The organism is Tenacibaculum sp. M341, assembly GCF_004337695.1.
Classification (GTDB): Bacteria; Bacteroidota; Bacteroidia; order Flavobacteriales; family Flavobacteriaceae; genus Polaribacter.
Genome location: NZ_SJXJ01000011.1, coordinates 148,160 through 167,556 on the forward strand (window position 1 = coordinate 148,160; position 19,397 = coordinate 167,556).

A 19,397-nucleotide genomic window follows, 5' to 3' on the forward strand; every position below is an offset into this window, starting at 1 on the left:
ATGGAATTTAACTCAAAATCGCACAGACGATATAATATATTAACTGGAGAATGGATTTTAGTTTCTCCACACAGAACCAAAAGACCTTGGCAAGGAAAAAAAGATAAACCTGTCATTTTAGAAAAGGTTACTTATGATCCTGACTGCTATTTATGTCCAGGAAACACAAGAGCTAACGGAAGTGTAAATCCTGATTATGAAAGCACGTATAGCTTTGTAAATGATTACGCGGCTTTGATTGAAGATCAAGAACACGAAACTTATACCAATGGATTGTTAAAAGCAGAAAGTGAAGAAGGAATTTGTAAAGTAATTTGTTTTTCGCCAGATCATTCTTTAACGCTACCATTAATGTCTGTTGCATCAATTTGTGAAGTGATTAGTTTATGGCAACATGAATATGAGGAGCTCGGAAAAAAAACAAACATTAATCATGTTCAAATATTTGAGAACAAAGGTGCAATTATGGGCTGCAGTAATCCACATCCTCACGGGCAAATTTGGGCTCAGTTTTCTATTCCTGAAGTAGTTTTAAAAAAGCAATTCCATCAACTTGATTATTGGAAAAAAAATAACAGAAGTTTAATAAGCGATTATATTCAACAAGAGTTGGCATTGAATGAACGTATTGTTTTAAAAAATGAACATTTTGTTGCTTTGGTTCCATATTGGGCAACTTGGCCATACGAAACGATGATTGTTCCAATCAAACAATATCAACATATTGGACAATTAAATAATGATGAAAAAACTGCTTTTGCTGAAATCATTAAGCAATTAACTACCAAATACGATAATCTTTTTCAAACTTCATTTCCTTACTCATCAGGAATACATCAAAGTCCTACCGATAAAGAGCATCCCGAATGGCATTTTCACATGTCTTTTTATCCACCGCTTTTACGATCTGCTGAAGTGAAAAAGTTTATGGTTGGCTATGAAATGTTTGCCAATGCACAACGAGATATTACTGCAGAACAAGCAGCTAACACTTTAAAAAAATTACATATTAAACATTACAGTATTGCATAATTTACAATGAAAAGCAACGTCACTCTTAAAGACATAGCAAAAACCTTAAATTTATCTACATCAACAGTTTCAAAAGCATTAAACAACAGCTATGAAATTAGTGTAAAAACAACAAATAAGGTAAAAGAATTAGCTTCAAAACTAAACTACATTCCAAATGATGTAGCCAGAAGTTTAAAATCAAATATTACCAAAAGAATTGGTGTAATTGTTCCTAATGTACAAGATGACTTCTTTGCTAAGGTGATTCATGCTATAGAACTAGAAGCTAATAAATTAAACTATAAACTTATTATTTGCTTGTCAAATGATGTTCTAAGTAAAGAAGCCGATTCTGTTTCGTTTTTAATGAATGGAAGCGTAGATGGTGTATTGATTTCATTGGCTGAGGAAACTCAAAATAAGAACAACTTTGACCATTTTAAAAGTTTGGGACATCGTAATTTTCCTTTAGTTATGTTTGATAGAGTTTCAGAAGAAATTATATGTGATAAAATAACTGTAAATGATTTTGAAGCTACGTATGATGCTGTAAAATATCTTGTAAAAACCAATTGTAAAAACATTGCCTTTTTATCTACTATTGCAAATACCAGCGTTGGAGCACTCAGAACCAAAGGATATTGTAAAGCTATTGAAGATGAATTATCTGCTTCTCCTAATTTGATAAACATTACTGATTACAACGAGTTTGAAGGAAAGTTAATAAAAGCACTTCAACAACATAAAATAGATGCTTTGATAACTGCTGATCAACTTTCTGCTATTTGTGCTATTAATATTATTCAGAAAAAAGGACTTCATGTACCTAATGATATTGCTGTAATTGGTTTTACAGACGGAGCAATTCCCAAATACACATTACCCTCTTTAACAACCATTAACCAGAAACCAGAAGAAATGGGAAAACTGGCTTTTAAGACTTTAATGAAACGTATTCACAACAACGATAAAAAAATTAAAAATATAGTCATTGAAACTGAACTTGTTAAAAGAGCTTCTACCTACTAATTATGAATACTTATATTTTAAAAAATAAAAATAATTTAGAATTAGAAATCAGTACTCTTGGCGCTACTATACTAAGTTTAAAGGTGCCTGATAAAAATAACAAACTTGTGAATGTTGTTGTTGGTCTTAGCTCTAGTGAAGATTATAAAACTGAAAAATATTTAAATAATAACTTGTACTTAGGAGCTACTGTTGGCAGGTATGCTGGACGAATTTCTAAAACAAGTCTTGAAATTGATGGAAAAAAATTTCCTATTCATACTAAAGAAGGAGTGCATTTACATGGTGGTAAAAATGGATTTGATAAAAAAAACTGGATTGTAGAAAATATTGAGAATGGTGTTACATCTTCCATTACCTTATCATATTTAAGTGAACATTTAGAAGAAGGTTATCCAGGGAACTTACATGTTTTTGTTACTTATTCTCTTACTGAAAATAATGAATTAACAATTAAATATTCAGCAACAACAGATAGTGTTACACACGTAAATCTTACCAATCATTCTTATTTTAATTTAAATGGAGAGCAATCTATATTGAATCATGAATTATTTATTGATGGTGATTTTTATTTAGATGTTGATGATCAATTGATTCCTTCAGGCAAAAAAAACGCTGTTGATAAAACTTCTTATGATTTTAACAAAAAAACTAAAATCAATCATCCAAACTTTAATGGATTAGACGACACTTTCATTTTAAACAACAAAAAACATGATGCTGAAATAAGTTCTAAAACATCAGGAATTTGTATGAAAGTTTTTACCAATCAACCTGCTATTGTGGTATACACTCCTAAAAATTTTAAAGACTTAACTTTTAAAGATGATGTGATTTACACAGATTTCCCTGCTATTTGTTTTGAAACTCAACATTATCCAGATTCTCCAAATAACGCTCATTTTCCAACTACTCTATTAAAACCTGGTGATACTTACAGCAATGAAACTACTTTTAAATTCTCCGTTTTAAAATAGCATTATCATTTTGTTTTTAACTCGTCTAAAAATCTCATATACTGAGGATTTTCAGGATGTAGCTTTATCAACCTCTTAATAATTGTTCTAGATTTCTTATAATTATCGGTTGTATAAAACTGATAAGCAAGTGTATATAATAGACTCTCATTATTTGGAGCTACTTTCAACCCCTCATAAAGAATTTTTTCTGCATTTTTATAATCGCCTTTCTTATTGTACAGCAAACTTAAATTGTAATATACTCGGTTGTTAGTAGGCATTTTAATTTTCGCTTTTTGTAACTGCTCTATGGCTTCCTCTACTCTATTCTGCTCTGCAAGCAATAACGCTAACGAATAATAAACTGGTCCGTACTCAGGTTCTAATTCAATCACTTTTTTAAACAGACTTTCAGCTTTATTAAAAGTATTATTCTGATAATATAAATTAGCTAACGTTAATCTTAAACTGTTATTTAATTCATCTATTTTAAGAGCATTTTCATACCCTTCAATTCCTTTGTTAACATTTCCTTTTTTTAAATAGTAATTCGCTTCTTTCACTCTTCCTCCAACAAAATCATAATTAGAGTTAACATGATTCCAAAACTCTTTTTTAACCTTATCATAATCCTTTTTATAAACTTCAGGAACTTCTTCTTTTGCCAAACTACTTAATCCATAAAAAGCTTTAATTCTTACTGTTCTTTTAGTGTCCTTTAAAAGAGGTAAAAAATAAGAAACATAATTTCTATTATTAATTCCGCTTAAAACATCAATACTAGTTGCTCTCACTAAAGGAGAATCGTCTTCTAATAAATCGATGTACTGCTGAATAAAAATAGTGGTATTGTATTTTTCCAATGCTTTTACAGCTGAAGCTCTTACTATTTCTGGATGTTTTTTATCTTGAATTAATGCTAACAATCCTTCATGAGCATTAACTTCTCCTTGTATTCCTGGAATCAATTTTTCTGAAAAATGAATAGAATCTACTGTTCCATATAACTTTTTAAATGAACTCCAAGCCCACTCATCATCTTTATCATTATGACAATTGGTACATGCATTTGGTGTTCCATATTTTAAACTTAAATCTGGTCTTGGAACTCTTAAACTATGATCTCTTCTAAAATCATTCCCCATATAATAGTTCCCTGGCATATGACAATTAACACATTGTGCTCCTTCAGAGTTTATGTTATGAGCATGGTGGGTTTTTGCATTATATTTTTGTGGTTCGTGACACTGGGCACACAAGGCATTTCCTTCAAACTTCAACTTTAATGAATGTGCATTATGACAATTGGTACAACTAATATTATTCTGATACATTTTACTTTGTACAAACGATCCATAAACATATACCTCATCTAAAATTTGACCATCTGCATGATATCGTTCTTCTTCTATTAACTGAGGAAAATAATGATCCAACATTGTTCCTTTAAAATCATATGCTTTAGAAAATTGCTCCCTTCTCATATGGCAGCGTGCACATTGATCTACTAATTCTTTTGGAGATGTATTAGATGTCATCAAAAAAGTATCTGAATTTACATAATCTTCTCCCAATCTAGCAACATCATTTACATGTTGTTTTCCTGGCCCATGACAAGCTTCACAACTAACATTTATCAACGAATATTTTGTATTATAACTATCCGTTTCTCTTCTGTAATTTTTTCTAACATTTGTAGAGTGGCAATCAGCACACATGGTATTCCAATTTAAACCGCCTCTAGACCAGTGTAGCCATTCTGAATGCACAATCTTAAAATCAGGATATAAATCAAACCATTTTCCTACTTTAGAATCCCAAGCTGTTTTCAAACATTGATAACGACCATTCGGAAACTTCACAATGTACTGTTGCAATGGAAAAACCCCACACGTATATGCTATTTTATAATCATGATAATTTCCGTCTGGACCTTCTGTGTTTACAAAAAAGTCTTTTCCTTTTTTAAAAAACCTCGATGTGACTCCCTGACTTTCAAAAGTTATATTTTTGAAATTTCCTAAAACAGTTTCTGAGTTTGCAACCTCCATTGCTTTATCATGATGAGATCCTTTCCAATTTTTGAATTCTTTTTGGTGACATTCTTTACATTTTTTATCACCTAAGAAAAAGTCATCACTAATCGAATCATAAAGTCTTACTTCAATTTCTTTGAATACGCTTTGATACTCATTTTTCTCTTTACAAGAAGCAATAAAAGCACAAAAAACTATGATTAAAAAAAAATGTTGAATAAATCTCACTTAAAATTTTATTTTTCAAATACAAATGTATCATAAATTGAAGAAGTCAATTTCTTCTAAATTACCTCAGATCGATGATATTTTAATCAAAATCAGTTAAAAAAAAGTAACTAACAGATAAAAATGAGCCATATTTTGATAAAATTATTTCATTATTTAGATGATTAAACAAACCGAATCTGATAATGATAATGAAATCAATTATAAAGAAACAAATTTTACAATTTGTTACACTTTCTGTGCTCTTGAGTTTTTATAGCTGCATTAATAATAAAAAAGAAACAAAGGAAATCAAAGAAAAAATATCTAGTTTAACTAAAACAACCACTAAAAGACCTAATATTTTGGTTGTTTTATGCGATGATTTAGGGTATTCAGATGTAGGTTTTAACGGTGCTAAAGACATTAAAACACCTGGTTTAGATAAACTTGCTAAAAACGGAACTATTTTTACTGATGCTTATGTTGCGCATCCTTTTTGTGGTCCGAGTAGAACCAGTATTATGACGGGTAGATATGCTCATAAAATTGGCGGACAATTTAATTTACCAAGAGCTCATGAGAATGCAGGTTTAGGTATTACTACTAAGGAAGAATTTATTAGCAAAACCTTACAAAAATCAGGTTATTACACGGGTGCTATTGGTAAATGGCACTTAGGAACTGTTCAAAAATATCACCCAAATAATAGAGGTTTTGATGATTTCTATGGTTTTTTAGGAGGCGGACATAATTATTTCCCTAAACAATTTAAAGCCGAATATGAAAAACAAAAAGCAAATGGAAATACTAAAATTAGAGATTACATAACTCCGCTTCAATTCAATGGAAAAGAAGTTGATGAAAATGAATATATTACTGATGCACTTTCTAGAGAAGCTATCAATTTTATTAATAAAGCGAATCAAAAAAACGATCCTTTCTTTCTTTACGTATCGTACAATGCTCCACACACTCCATTAGAAGCTAAAGAAGAAGATTTAAAACTGTACAGTCATATAAAAGATAAAAAAAGACAAATTTATGCTGGTATGGTGCATGCTGTAGATAGAGGTGTTACCAATATTGTTGAAACTCTTAAAAAGAATCATCAATTAGAAAATACACTCATTGTTTTCTTTAGTGATAACGGTGGAAAATTAAGTAAAGGAGCTACCAATTATCCATTAGCAGAAGGCAAAGGAAGCACAAACGAAGGTGGATATAGAGTTCCTATGTTTTTTCACTGGCCAAATGTTGTTCCTTCAGGTAAAAAATTCGAACATCCAATTTCTGCATTAGACCTATACCCTACTTTCACTCATTTAGCAAATGCTAAATTACCCGACAATAAAATACTTGATGGTAAAAATATTTGGAATGATTTCTTACATGGAAAAAACTCTTATGAAAATGAAAACATTTATGCACTACGTCATAGAATTGAATTTAAGAATCATACTGATGTTGGAGTTCGTAAAAATCAATGGAAAGCTTTAAAAACAAATAATAATAACTGGACTTTATATGATATACAAAATGATCCAGGAGAAAAAAATGACTTAAGTAAAGTACATCCGAAAATATTAGACAATTTGGTTAAAGATGCTAAAAACTGGAGTTCAACAAACCAACAACCATTATGGTTTCATAATGAACGAACAGCTGAACAATGGGAGAAAAATAAGATGCCTCATTTTGATCAAACTTTTAAAACTAACTAACGATGATATTCTCAAAAAACAAAACTGTAATATTTTCTATTTTACTAGCTACAGTAAATCTTTCATTAGCTCAAACTACCAACAAAAATTCATCTGTAAGTATTATTAAAAATTACAAAAATTGGAAATGGGATGACGTTATGGTTGCTAAAAATAAATTTATTAGCGTTGCTGTAGTTCCTAAAGCTGCAGGAAGAGTTTTAGAATACAATTTAGGAGACACTCCTTCTTTATGGATAAATCCTAAATTATTTGGAAAATCGTTTTCAAATGATGAACATGTAAAAATTAAAGATTGGAGAAATTTTGGAGGATACAGACTTGTACCTATTCCTGTAAATAATTGTGCTATTAATAAAAATGGAAAAAAAGTAAAACGCTGGCCTCCTCCAGTAAGTATTGGCGATGCTCCTTATAATGCTGAGATTATACAAAATGATGGAATTTCATCTATTAAAGTTACCTCTGGTATTCAAAATTTACCTGTTCCAAAATTCGATTACAAATCAAAAAGTTTTTCGGTTCCTGAAAAGATAGAGGAACAATTTCAGTATAGTAGATCTCTTTACATTGAAGAAAACAGCAGTTTAGTGTTTATCAATCATACATTAACGAACAAAGGAAATCAAACAATAGAAAGAGGTTTAAAAATTTCTAGTCAACATATTTCAAGAAGTAAACCTGAGTTAGAAGACGGAGAAAACTTTATTGCACATATCCCTTTTGATAAAAATTTGAAATTACCTGATGGAAAACAATTTCATATTAGTGTTACTCCTGAGTCTAGATGGAGATATATCAATAGAAATAGAATGAAATTGGATAAAAACAATCCTGAACATATTAAAAAGTACTTTAATAAAGGAACTAACTGGACGGGAGAAGTTTCACCTGGAATTTATGAAACTCACTATGATTATTATTTAATGGGAGGTATTGAAATGGTATCTTCAAAATCATGGCTTAGCTATGTTAATAAAACAAACAACACTGCTTTTGTAAAAATATTTGAACCTTACAATCCTAAATTGACTTATGAAAATGGGGCAAACAGTGTTATTTTTCATAGTGGATTAGAAGATGGTTATTTAGAAACTGAAGTAAAAACTCCTATTTATACTTTAGAAGCTGGGGAGAGCTTTAACTACAAAGAAATTCATGGTGCTGCAAAAATTAAATCTTCTTTAATATTAGATGTTAATAAATCTGGAATTATTACTCAAAGATTAAATTTCAATAAAAAATCTAATATTTTAAGTGGAGAATACGGAGTTTTTAGAGAAGGTAAAGCTTCACTTCAAATCACAGATAACCTAGGTAATGTAAGCGAAGTTTATATCGATACAGTTGATCCTTTAAACACGTTTACTTTAAAACATACTTCCAATAAAATAGCAAAGGCAAAAACTATTCTATTACTTATAAAATCTAACAACAAAAATTATATACTAGATAAACTTGAATTATAAAATGAATGGTGAATCATAATTTTCATTTGTAAAAACTTAATCACTAAGCATATAAAATAACCACCAAAAAAAAACGTTTAAAAAAAAGGAAATCAAAAGTTAAAATAAGTCAAAAATTTCATAAATAATTAATAATATGTAATTTTGACAATATCCTTTATATTTTTTATGACTTTTTTTGAGAAAGTCATATTTTTTATAACACTTAAAATGTTTATTGAATTATAATGAAGTTAGTACTAAAGCACCCGGAGGAGATTACAAATAAAAAATTAAGCGTTTCAAAAAATACTAGGCCATGCCTAGATTCATCATGGCATTATCATAGTCAATACGAACTTATATACATTTCTGTTAGTCATGGTATTAGATTTGTAGGAGATAGCGTATCTCGTTTTCAACCAGGAGACTTGGTTTTAGTAGGTCCGTATTTGCCACATTTATGGTTAAATGAAGCTGAAGATTATAAAGATCAAACTGTAAATAAAAAGGTAAACACCATTGTTATTAAATTCACTGAAGACTTTATAGGGTCAGACACTTTTAAAAATCCTGAATTTTTAAAAATCGATAAAATACTTAAAGAATCTAAATACGGAATTAGCTTTGGTCAAAATATCAGCGATAAACTTCACAATGAATTGATAGGTTTAAACAAATTATCATACACCGAACAGGCTATTAAATTACTAAACATTTTACATCAATTATCGCTTACAAATTCTAAAAAAGTTCTTTCTTCTACTGATATGCGTCAATATACTTCTATAAATTCAAGTAGAATTGACACTGTTTTAAAATATATTTCTGACAACTATTCTAAAAACATTTCACTAGAAGATATTTCTCAAGTTGCTTGTATGACAACGAACTCGTTTTGTCGTTTTTTCAAAAAGGTAACCAACAAATCTTTTACACAATTTTTAAATGAAGTTCGTATTCGTAATGCTTCGCGTTATCTAGCTCAAAATAATTTATCTGTATCTGAGGTTTCTTATTTAGTTGGATATAACTCAATTACAAACTTTAACAAGCAGTTTAAACAAATCATGGGTAGCACTCCTAAAAGTTACAGAGAGGCTATTTAAAATAAATCAACTTTTTTCAATTTTATCATTTTATAAATAATCCATTTTAACTCAATTAGATTAGTAAAAATGTAAATTTCAATAGTATTTTTTACATTTTACATACTCAAGGGTAAAAATGAATTAGTAAGAGATAATATTGATAATTTTTAGCGTCCGCATTTTGTATAATTTTCACATCACAAAAAACCACTTAATATTAAGTTAACTTTTTGTTTAAGGTACGCTTACAATTTTTAAAGATTATAAAAACATGTAATCATAAGTTTTTCAGCCCTCCTCAATCAAAAAGCTAAAAATCCAATTAGAAATAATTTAAAAAATAAATTTTCATTTTATGAAAAAAACTACATCACTTAAAGTTTACAAAAACTTTATTAGATTGAATTTTTTGGATTTAGATATGATGTTCAAAAAGCTATGTATCTTAATTATTATCATTTGTGCTAATAATAATGCATTTGCGAAGATCTCAATCGATCCAGAAACACCTAAATCATCTAATTTACAAGAACAAATATCTGGAAATGTTTCGGATAGCGAAGGACCTTTACCTGGAGTAAATGTTGTTATTAAGGGTACTACCAAAGGTGTTGAAACAGATTTTGATGGTAACTACACAATTAGTGCTTCAGGAGAAAATACTGTACTTGTTTTTTCTTACGTTGGTTACAAAACACAAGAAGTTGTTGTTGGTAATAAAAAGGTTATCAATGTAAAACTTGTTTCAGACGCTACTAGATTAGAAGAAATTGTTGTTTTAGGGTACACCACAAGAAAAAAAGGTGAGTTAACAGGAGCTGTAGGTAAAATTGATGATGAAGTTATACAAAGATCTTCTAGTAAAGATATTGCTAAATCGTTATCTGGTAGAGTTACAGGACTTAACATTATTGATAGAGGTGGAACTCCAGGAGCAGGAAATGGTGGAGATGGAGATACTAGTAATGATGCAACTACTATTTTAATTAGAGGTAAATCTACCTCAAATAATAACTCTCCATTAATTTTAATAGATGGTATTCAGTCAACAACATTTTCAAATCTTTCACCTGAAGATATCGAATCTTTAACTGTATTAAAAGATGGAGCTGCTGCAATTTATGGTTCACGTGCTGCAAATGGAGTAATATTAATTACTACTAAAAGAGGAAAGTTAGGAGCACCTACAATAAAAGTTTCTAGTTCATATACTGTTTCATCGTTTACTCAGAGACCACAAATAATGAATGCTAAACAATATGCTACTTATGAAAATGAAATAGCAGAGAGACAGCGTTTATTAGATCCTAATGTGACTAATCCTTTTACTAGTGAACAAATTAGTCGATTTGGTACAGATCCAATACGATATCCTGACACCAACTGGATAGATCTTACATTTGCAGATTTTGCTCCAGAATCAAGAAATTCTTTATCTATTTCTGGTGGTACAGATGCAGTTAAATATTTTGTAAGTGCTGATGCTATTAGACAAGGAGGTTTATTTAAATCAAGATCATTACAATTTGATCAAAATCAAGTTAGATCTAATTTAGATATTAAACTTAATAAAGACATTAAAGTAGGTATCGATATTGCTGGAATTTTTGGTGATCGTGAACAACCTGGTGTTGATTTAGGAAACATATACAAACACATTTATACCAATTTACCTACTGAGGTAGGAATTTACCCTAACGGATTACCTGCTAGAGGTGGAGAAAATGGGCAAAATCCATTTTTAATGTCAAGTAGACAATCAGGATTTATAAATACTAACACAACAAACTTAAGAAGTCGTTTTTCTTTTGACTATTCACTTGATAAAATTATAAAAGGGTTAAAGTTTAATAGTTTTGTTGGTTATAGAAAAATAATAACAAGAACCAAATCTTGGTATACTCCATGGACATATTATACTTTTTTAGAAGGAAGTAATGAATATATTCCATCAACAGGTTTCTCTCCAAGAGGTGAAAATAGAATCCTTCGAGAAACCTCTAATACTTTCAGTCAAATTTTATTGAATGGAACTCTTAACTACACCACTAAAATTGCAGAAGATCATTCAGTAAATGCAATTTTAGGTACTGAAAAATTAAACTCAGAAGTAAGTAACTTCTTCGGAGAAAGAATTGGAGGTTTCCCTTCTTCTGAAGTACCTGAATTATTTGCTGGTAGTGAAGAAAATGCAAGAACTAATGGTTCTTCTGGTGAAGGAGCTCGTTTTGATATATTTGGAGCTTTATCTTACGACTACAAGAAAAAATACTTTTTAGACTTTACCATTCGTAGAGATGGATCTAGTAACTTTGGACCAGGAAAACGTTTTGGAATATTTCCAGGTTTATCAACTGCTTGGGCTTTAGATAAAGAAAAATTCTTAGAAAATGTTAGCTGGATAAACGCTTTAAAAATTAGAGCATCTTGGGCGCAATTAGGTAATGATCGTATTGCTCCATTTCAATTTTTATCTCGCTTTAATTTTGGTAGTCCAAACCCTAACACGCCACAACCAAACTTTTTTGTTTTTGGTGTTGATGGTGAAATCTTTAACGGATTCTCTTCTACTGTTGAACCAAATCCAAACGTAACTTGGGAAAAATCTACACAACAAAATGTAGGTTTAACATTCTCTTTATTTGATAGTAGGTTATCTGGTGATGTAAATTATTATTTTGAAAAAAGAACTGATATTTTAAGAACTAGAAACGCTAGTACCCCTGATTTTGTAGGAGTTTTACCTAGTGAGTTTCCTTCGGAGAACTTTGGTGAAGTGAACAATTCTGGTTGGGAATTTGAATTATCTTGGGCTGATAAAATTGGTGATGTAAACTATAATTTTGGTGGTAATATATCAACCAATAGAAATGAAGTAGTTTTTATAGATGAACCAAGTAATATCCCTGATGCTTTAAGATCAGAAGGAAAATCTATAGATACTTATATTGTACAACCAACTGCAGGTATTTTTCAAAATCAAGCTCAAGTAGATGCCACTGCTGTTAAATTACCGGGTACTGTAGAAGGTGAACCTATTTATGTAGACACTAATGGAGATGGAGTTATTGACGATGGAGATAGAATTCGTTTAGATGCTTCTAGTATTCCACGCATTCAATATGGTTTTTATGGAGGTTTTAATTATAAAAACTTCGATTTTAACTTTTTATTCCAAGGACAAGCAGATGTTCAAACATTAGTGTTCTTTGACCAAAATGGTTCAAAGCCTGTTCATGTTTTTGAAGATAGATGGACTCCTGATAATAGAAATGCTAGATACCCAAGAGCTTTTCAACAAGATGATAGATTTAGTGGAAATCAAAGTGGAGATGCAGATAATTTTATTGGAGCTGACTTATGGTTACACGATGGTTCTTTCTTAAGATTAAAGGAAGTTGAACTTGCATACACAATTAATAAGGATATAGCAAAAATTGGTGATATCAGACTTTTTGTAAGAGGATTTAATTTATTCACTATGTTCTCTGAAATCGCTGATTTAGGTTTAGATCCAGAAGCAAATGGATATAGTAATTTTAGAGGATCAACATACTCATCTTTGAAAAGTTATACTCTAGGTGTTAATTTTAATTTTTAACTAAAATGAAAAAAATAAAAATAGTTTTCGTTCTAATGTTAATGCTTGTTAATTATAGCTGTGAAGAAACATTAGAAATTGAATCGAGAAATACGTTTACAGAAGATTTTATATACAGTGATCCTGATCAATTAGAAAGTTTAGTTTTCACTTCTTACAATAGTACTGAAGGTTGGGGATTGAATAAATTTATGTGGTGGTCTAGAAGATTTAATATTGAAGGTGCTTCTTTTGAAGCAAAATTTAACTTCAACGATTTAGATCAATATAGGTTACGTGCTGGATGGAACCCAAATAATGTTGGAGTTTTTAGAGATCAGTGGAGAAAATACTATAGCTACATTAGAGATATTTTAGTGTTTCTTGACAAAGTAGATGATAGTGAAGCCATGAAAATTAATCCTGAAAAAGTAAATCTACTTAAAGCTGAAATGAAGTTTTTATTGGCTAATACTTACAGTAAATTAATCAAATATTACGGAGGTGTTCCTTTAATTAAAAATGCTTTAAGTTTAAAAGATGATTTTAATATTTCAAGAAGTAGTTACCAAGATTGCGTTGATTTTATTGTCCAAAATTTAGATGAAGCAGCTGCTGTTTTACCTTTAACAAGACCAGATAATGAATTTGGTAGAGCAACTAAATTGGCTGCTTTAGCGGTAAAATCAAGAACATTATTATATGCAGCTAGTGATTTGCACGATCCTGCTACCCTACCAAACGGTCCTTTGTATGATTACATAGCTGATGACAAATGGCTAAAAGCTGCTGAAGCTGCAAAAGCTGTTATTGATGAAGTTGGTGCAAGAGATTTAATTCCTGTAACTGACGCTGAATCTTATGGTGATTTATTTTTATCAGCTAACAGAGATATAATTTTTGCAAGACCTTATGGTGACATTCTATTTGATTATGGTACAGATGTAAACTCATTATGGAATCAAACACAAGCTCCAAGTGGTTATGGTGGTTGGGCTTTAAGTTCTCCAACTCACAATTTTGCTTTGTTATATAATATGAACGATGGAACTTCAACATCTGAAGCTTTATATAATCCGGCACAACCAAATGAAAATAGAGAAATGAGATATTATGCTACTTTAAATTATAACGGTGCTGAGTTTAGAAACAGAGAAGTAGAATATTTTCTTTCTAGAGATACAGATGTTCATCCTGATGGTTTAGATTCTCCTAATGGTTTAGGAAATGTATTACATTCTTCAAAAACAGGATATAATATTAGAAAATTCCAAGACGAGTCTAAAGGCTTAACAGAAACTTCTCCTGGTAGACCTTTCATTTTATATCGATTAGCAGAAATTTATTTAAACTATGCCGAAGCTAATTTTGAATTAGGCGAAGAAGACATTGCAAGAGAATATGTCAATAAAGTTTCTACAAGAGCATTACAACCTGCTATTACGGCTACTGGTTCTGATCTTTTAGAAGCTATTAAAAGAGAAAGACGTATTGAATTATGCTTTGAAGGACATAATTTCTTTGATGAAAGAAGATGGATGAATACTGCTAACTTAGGTTTTGATGTTAAAGGTTTAAAATGGTTTAAAGAAACTGATGGTAGCCTTACTAATGAAGAAATAACCGTAGTAACTAGACCTTGGTTTGATAGACAATATTACCTTCCAATTCCTCAATCAGAAATAAATAAAACCGATTCGTTAATTCAAAACGACGGTTACTAAATTACAAAATGTGTTTATTATTTGAATTAATATTTCAAAACAAAGAATACCGGGCTATCTCGGTATTCTTTATTTAAATAACTTACTTTTACTAGTATCTTATGAAAAAAATCATCCAATTTTCTATATCTAATTTTCTTTTGTTCCTATTACTAATTAGTTGTAAAACCAAAGAAGAATCAACACCTAAAGAAATTAATAACACGAAACCGAATATTGTTTTTATTGCAGTAGACGATCTTAGACCTGAATTAGGTTGTTATGATTCTGAAATTGCTATTACTCCTAATATTGATAAATTAGCTTCTAACGGAATAACCTTTAATAAAGCCTACTGTCAAGAAGCTATTTGCAGTCCATCGAGAGCTAGTTTAATGACAGGAGCTAGACCAGAAACAATTAATGTGATTGAAAATTTCACTTACTTTAGAGAGGCTAATCCTGATATTATTACACTACCTCAGCATTTTAAAAACAACGGTTATGAAACGGTTCATACAGGAAAAATATTTCACAAACCAGCTTTTGCTGACTTAGATATTTCTTGGAGTAGAAAACCTGCACATGATAAAATGACTATTAAAAAAGAAAGGACTCCTGGAGGATTTGCTTTGCCTGAAAATCAAGAAATATTCAAGCAAAATAGAGCTGATGTTATTGCTAAATATGGTAAAAATGCACCAAGAAATGGTTTAGGTAAAGGACCTGCTTACGAAAATGCAGATGTTCCTGATACCTTTTATGAAGATGGTTATAATGCTGAATTGGCTATTGCTACTTTAAAAGATTTAAAAGAGAAGAATCCAGATAAACCTTTTTTCTTGGGAATGGGAATGAAAAAACCTCATTTAGATTGGTTAGCTCCTAAAAAATACTGGGATTTATACGATCCTGCTAAAATTAAATTAACTTCTCAAAAAGATGCTCCTGTAAATGGCGCAACTATGGGCTTACATCCTTCTTTTGAATTAAGAGCTCGATTTGGAATTCCTAAAAAAGGTCCTATTCAAAAAGATTTGGCTAAGAAATTAAAACATGCTTATCTAGCTTCTGTAAGTTATATTGATACCCAAATAGGAAAACTTATCAACGCTATTGATGAACAAGGATTACGAGATAATACAATTATTATTCTATGGAGTGATCATGGTTGGCATTTAGGTGAAATGGGTATTTGGGGAAAAGCAACCAATTATGAAATTTCTACTCGAGTTCCTTTAATAATTGCTAGTCCAAATATGACAAAAGAAATTAAAGGAAAAAGGTCTGAAGCTTTAGTAGAACTGGTAGACATGTACCCTACTCTAGCAGATTTAGCTAATTTACCATTGCCTAAACATTTAGAAGGACAAAGTTTTAAGCCATTATTAGACAATCCGAATAAAGAATGGAAAAGAGCAGCTTTTTCTCAGTTTCCTTCTCCTGCCTTACGTGAATGGGCTGCTAATCCACTTTCTAAAGGGATGAGAGAAACGTACTTTGGTCCATTAATAAATGAAGTTGAGCAAAAAATTAAAAATCAGCAAAAAGACAAATGGAATAGAGAATTATTTGAAAATTATTTAATGGGATATGCCATGAGAACACAAGAACATCGATTAATTGTATGGAAAGATTATAGAACTCCTGAAGCAGCACCAATTTTTATCGAACTATATGATCATCAAAATGATCCTAATGAAACTGTTAATATTGCTGATAAGAATCCTGAATTAACCAAAAAACTACTTCAACAATTTAATAAAGGATGGAAAGGTAATTTAGCCTTAAAATAACATCTTACTTTTATAAATATCAAACCCCGTTTAATAAAACATTAATCGGGGTTCGAAGTCACCAAATTTACTTACTCAAAACATTGATTGAGCCCTTAAAAATTTTTAATATATGGCTGTAGAAACACGTTTTTTCACTAAATAATCATCTAAAGCTAAGTGCGAACAATCATAACCTATTCCGCTTTCTTTAAAACCTCCATGAGGTAAATAAATAGCATACTTTACACCATTAATTTGAATTTCTCCAAATTCTAGTTCTTCTGTAAATTTTGCTATTCTTTGATGATTATTTGTAAAAATATAAGATGCTAAACCATATTCTGTATCGTTAGCCAAAGACAACACCTCTTCATCTGTTTCAAAACTCATAATTCCAGCTACAGGACCAAAAATTTCTTCTTTAAAAACTTTCATCTCCGTTGTAACTCCGGATAACACTGTAGGTTGTAACCAATTCCCTCCTTCAGGTAACTCTGATGGAATTTCACCTCCATACTCTAATGTTGCTCCCTTTTGTACAGCATCCTCAATAAGTTCAAACATTCTATCTCTTCCTTTTCTACTTGCTAAAGGTCCCATAAATACATCCGAGTTGTCTTTAGTTCCTAAACCAACCTTTAATTCTGATGCTTTTTGTGCATAAGCTTTTACAAATTTTTCGTAGATAGATGTGTGTACAAAGATTCTATTTGCTGCAACACAAACCTGACCGCTATTACCAAAACGTAAGGCTATTGCTAAATCTAAAGCTTTATCAAAATCAGCGTCATCAAAAACAATAAACGGAGCATTTCCACCTAACTCTAACCCAAATCTTTTAATAGATGTAGTACTTTCAGCAATAATTTTCTTTGCGGTTTCCGTTGATCCAATCATAGTAATTACCGCAGGAATTTTACTTGAAGTCATCGTTTTTGCGACAATCTCACTTGGTCCTTCAATGATATTTACTACTCCAGGAGGAAAATTAATTTCATCTAAAATCTCTCCAATTAAATACGCTGATAATGGTGAAATTTCTGAAGGTTTAATAATTAAAGAACAACCAGAAGCTAGAACTGGTCCTATTTTATATCCAATATTTAAAATTGGGAAATTCCAAGCTAAATAAGCAACAACAACACCTGCTGGTTTAGAAATCATCTTATGAGTATGCGTATTCTCATAATCAGGAATTTGTTCTTCACGCATATTTTGCATTGCCGCTGGGTACCACTCTAAAGCTTCTACTAACCGATCGATATCCTCTGCTCCACCTCCGTAGGTTTTACCCATTTCATAAACCATTGCTGTGCGTAATTCTTCTTGCTTATCTAAAACAGCAGTTCTTAATTTCTGCATCCAAGCAGTTCGCTCTTCTAAAGATAAAGATGACCAGTATTTAAAACCTTTTTCTGCAGCTAATAATACTTTTTCAGCGTCTTCTTTACCTGCCTTAGCTATTTCTGCAATTACCTCTCCTGTAGCAGGACAAATAACATTGCTACGCTCTCCACTAATGGCATCAACTAGTTCGCCATCAATGTACATTTTTTTATATCCGTAATTTTTAATTTTCATTTTTATTAATATTAAAGGACATTTATTTCAGCATCTGAAAGTGCATATTCCATTAAAACATCTTCATCTACTTCTATTCCTAAACCAGGTCTTTTAGGTACTTCTATCATTCCGTCTACCATTTGAATTTTAGGATACGTTAAACGTTCTCTTAATCCGTTTTCCGTTTGATCATATTCAATTAAGAAATCTGGAGTTTTCATACGTCCAGGAATGAGCTCTAAATTAGCAATAAAATGTAAAGCAACATGAATTCCAATAGCTGTTCCCCAAGTATGAGGCACAACATCTACTCCATAAGTACTTGCAAGAGCCGAAATTCGCTTGGCTTCTGTTAATCCTCCTGCAGCACAAATATCTGGTTGCACAATATCTACAGAGTTATTCTGAAATAATTGATGAAATCCATAACGTAAATATTCGCACTCTCCACCTGATATTGGTATTGACGTTTTTTCTCTTAACTCTTTATATTGTTTATAAAACTCTGGTGAAATAGGTTCTTCAAACCAAGAAATATTAAACGGTTCTATTTTATTAGCTAAAATAGTAGCTTCTCTTAAACTATAAGCATGGTTAGAGTCTACCATCAATTGAATATCATCTCCTATAATTTCTCTAACCTTTTTTACATTTTTATAATCCTCTTCAATTCCTAAACCTACTTTCATTTTAATAGCTTTGAACCCTTGCTTTACATACGATTCTGCTTCTTCTTTAAAATGTTTCGCTGGATTATCAGGATCCATAAAATACAAACCCGTTGCATATGGTTTTATTTTATCTCTAAAAGCACCTCCTAACAATGTGGAAACTGGTAAGTTCAATATTTTACCTTTTAAATCCCACAATGCAATATCTATTGCACTTATAGATGCCACTAAAACACCTCGTCTTGCATAATCTAAAGTTTTACGATAAAGGTGATTCCATATCACTTCATTTTCTAATGGATTTTTTCCAATCAAATGACTTTTTAAGAAGTCTACTCCTGCTTTAAGAATAGGTGCTGGTCCGTAACCTTCTCCCCAACCGTATTGACCGTTGGATGCTGTTATTTTTACAACACAAATACATCTCTCGGCATATTCCCATTGAGAGAAAAAAAAGCTATTTGACAATTTATCTTTAAGTATAAAAGTTTCAATTTTTTCAATTGTCATATTTTAATAAATTAAGTGATGGTTAACAAAACTACGCATTCACCCCACTCTTTATCAGCTCATATTTATCTCAAACTGGTT

12 protein-coding genes are annotated in these 19,397 nt (G+C 30.8%); 9 read left to right on the plus strand and 3 right to left on the minus strand.

The features are described 5' to 3' along the window. Genes EYW44_RS14255 through EYW44_RS14265 form a run of 3 tightly spaced genes read left to right on the plus strand, consistent with a single transcriptional unit; the run spans window position 1 to window position 3,023 of the window. The gene (locus EYW44_RS14255) at window positions 1-1,032 is read left to right on the plus strand and encodes a UDP-glucose--hexose-1-phosphate uridylyltransferase (RefSeq protein ID WP_132724344.1); all 1,032 of its coding nucleotides are present in this window, start codon (window positions 1-3) and stop codon (window positions 1,030-1,032) included. A 6-nt stretch (window positions 1,033-1,038) separates the two neighbouring features. Then, window positions 1,039-2,043: a LacI family DNA-binding transcriptional regulator gene (locus EYW44_RS14260; protein WP_132724345.1), complete on the plus strand. Its 1,005-nt coding sequence runs from the start codon at window positions 1,039-1,041 to the stop codon at window positions 2,041-2,043. Between the two features lie 2 nt (window positions 2,044-2,045). Continuing rightward, window positions 2,046-3,023, plus strand: coding sequence for an aldose epimerase family protein (locus tag EYW44_RS14265; RefSeq protein WP_132724346.1), 978 nt, complete (start codon window positions 2,046-2,048; stop codon window positions 3,021-3,023). 5 nt (window positions 3,024-3,028) lie between these two features. Here the strand turns inward: EYW44_RS14265 and EYW44_RS14270 are convergent, their stop codons facing one another. After that, a complete protein-coding gene (locus EYW44_RS14270) occupies window positions 3,029-5,269 on the minus strand; it encodes a tetratricopeptide repeat protein (RefSeq protein WP_132724347.1) in 2,241 nt (746 codons plus the stop codon). Between the two features lie 191 nt (window positions 5,270-5,460). Between EYW44_RS14270 and EYW44_RS14275 the strand changes: the two genes are divergently transcribed. From EYW44_RS14275 to EYW44_RS14300, 6 genes are all read left to right on the plus strand, one after another. Then, window positions 5,461-6,972, plus strand: coding sequence for a sulfatase family protein (locus EYW44_RS14275; protein ID WP_132724348.1), 1,512 nt, complete (start codon window positions 5,461-5,463; stop codon window positions 6,970-6,972). Between the two features lie 2 nt (window positions 6,973-6,974). Continuing rightward, on the plus strand, window positions 6,975-8,441 hold the full coding sequence (locus tag EYW44_RS14280) for a hypothetical protein (RefSeq protein ID WP_132724349.1): 1,467 nt from the start codon (window positions 6,975-6,977) through the stop codon (window positions 8,439-8,441). 227 nt (window positions 8,442-8,668) lie between these two features. Then, on the plus strand, window positions 8,669-9,529 hold the full coding sequence (locus EYW44_RS14285) for an AraC family transcriptional regulator (protein ID WP_132724350.1): 861 nt from the start codon (window positions 8,669-8,671) through the stop codon (window positions 9,527-9,529). 337 nt (window positions 9,530-9,866) lie between these two features. After that, window positions 9,867-13,112: a SusC/RagA family TonB-linked outer membrane protein gene (locus tag EYW44_RS14290; RefSeq protein ID WP_243643669.1), complete on the plus strand. Its 3,246-nt coding sequence runs from the start codon at window positions 9,867-9,869 to the stop codon at window positions 13,110-13,112. Between the two features lie 5 nt (window positions 13,113-13,117). After that, window positions 13,118-14,815, plus strand: coding sequence for a RagB/SusD family nutrient uptake outer membrane protein (locus tag EYW44_RS14295; RefSeq protein ID WP_132724351.1), 1,698 nt, complete (start codon window positions 13,118-13,120; stop codon window positions 14,813-14,815). Window positions 14,816-14,916: 101 nt separating this feature from the next. Further along, window positions 14,917-16,590, plus strand: a complete 1,674-nt coding sequence (locus tag EYW44_RS14300; protein WP_132724352.1) for a sulfatase — start codon at window positions 14,917-14,919, stop codon at window positions 16,588-16,590. A 105-nt stretch (window positions 16,591-16,695) separates the two neighbouring features. On the opposite strand, the gene EYW44_RS14305 is transcribed toward EYW44_RS14300, so the two are convergent. Both EYW44_RS14305 and EYW44_RS14310 read right to left on the minus strand, forming a co-directional pair. Beyond that, window positions 16,696-18,153 carry an NAD-dependent succinate-semialdehyde dehydrogenase gene (locus EYW44_RS14305; protein WP_132724353.1) on the minus strand — a complete coding sequence of 486 codons (1,458 nt, stop codon included), beginning with the start codon at window positions 18,151-18,153 and terminating at the stop codon, window positions 16,696-16,698. Window positions 18,154-18,164: 11 nt separating this feature from the next. Beyond that, on the minus strand, window positions 18,165-19,316 hold the full coding sequence (locus tag EYW44_RS14310) for a mandelate racemase/muconate lactonizing enzyme family protein (RefSeq protein ID WP_132724354.1): 1,152 nt from the start codon (window positions 19,314-19,316) through the stop codon (window positions 18,165-18,167). Between the last annotated feature and the right edge of the window lie 81 nt (window positions 19,317-19,397).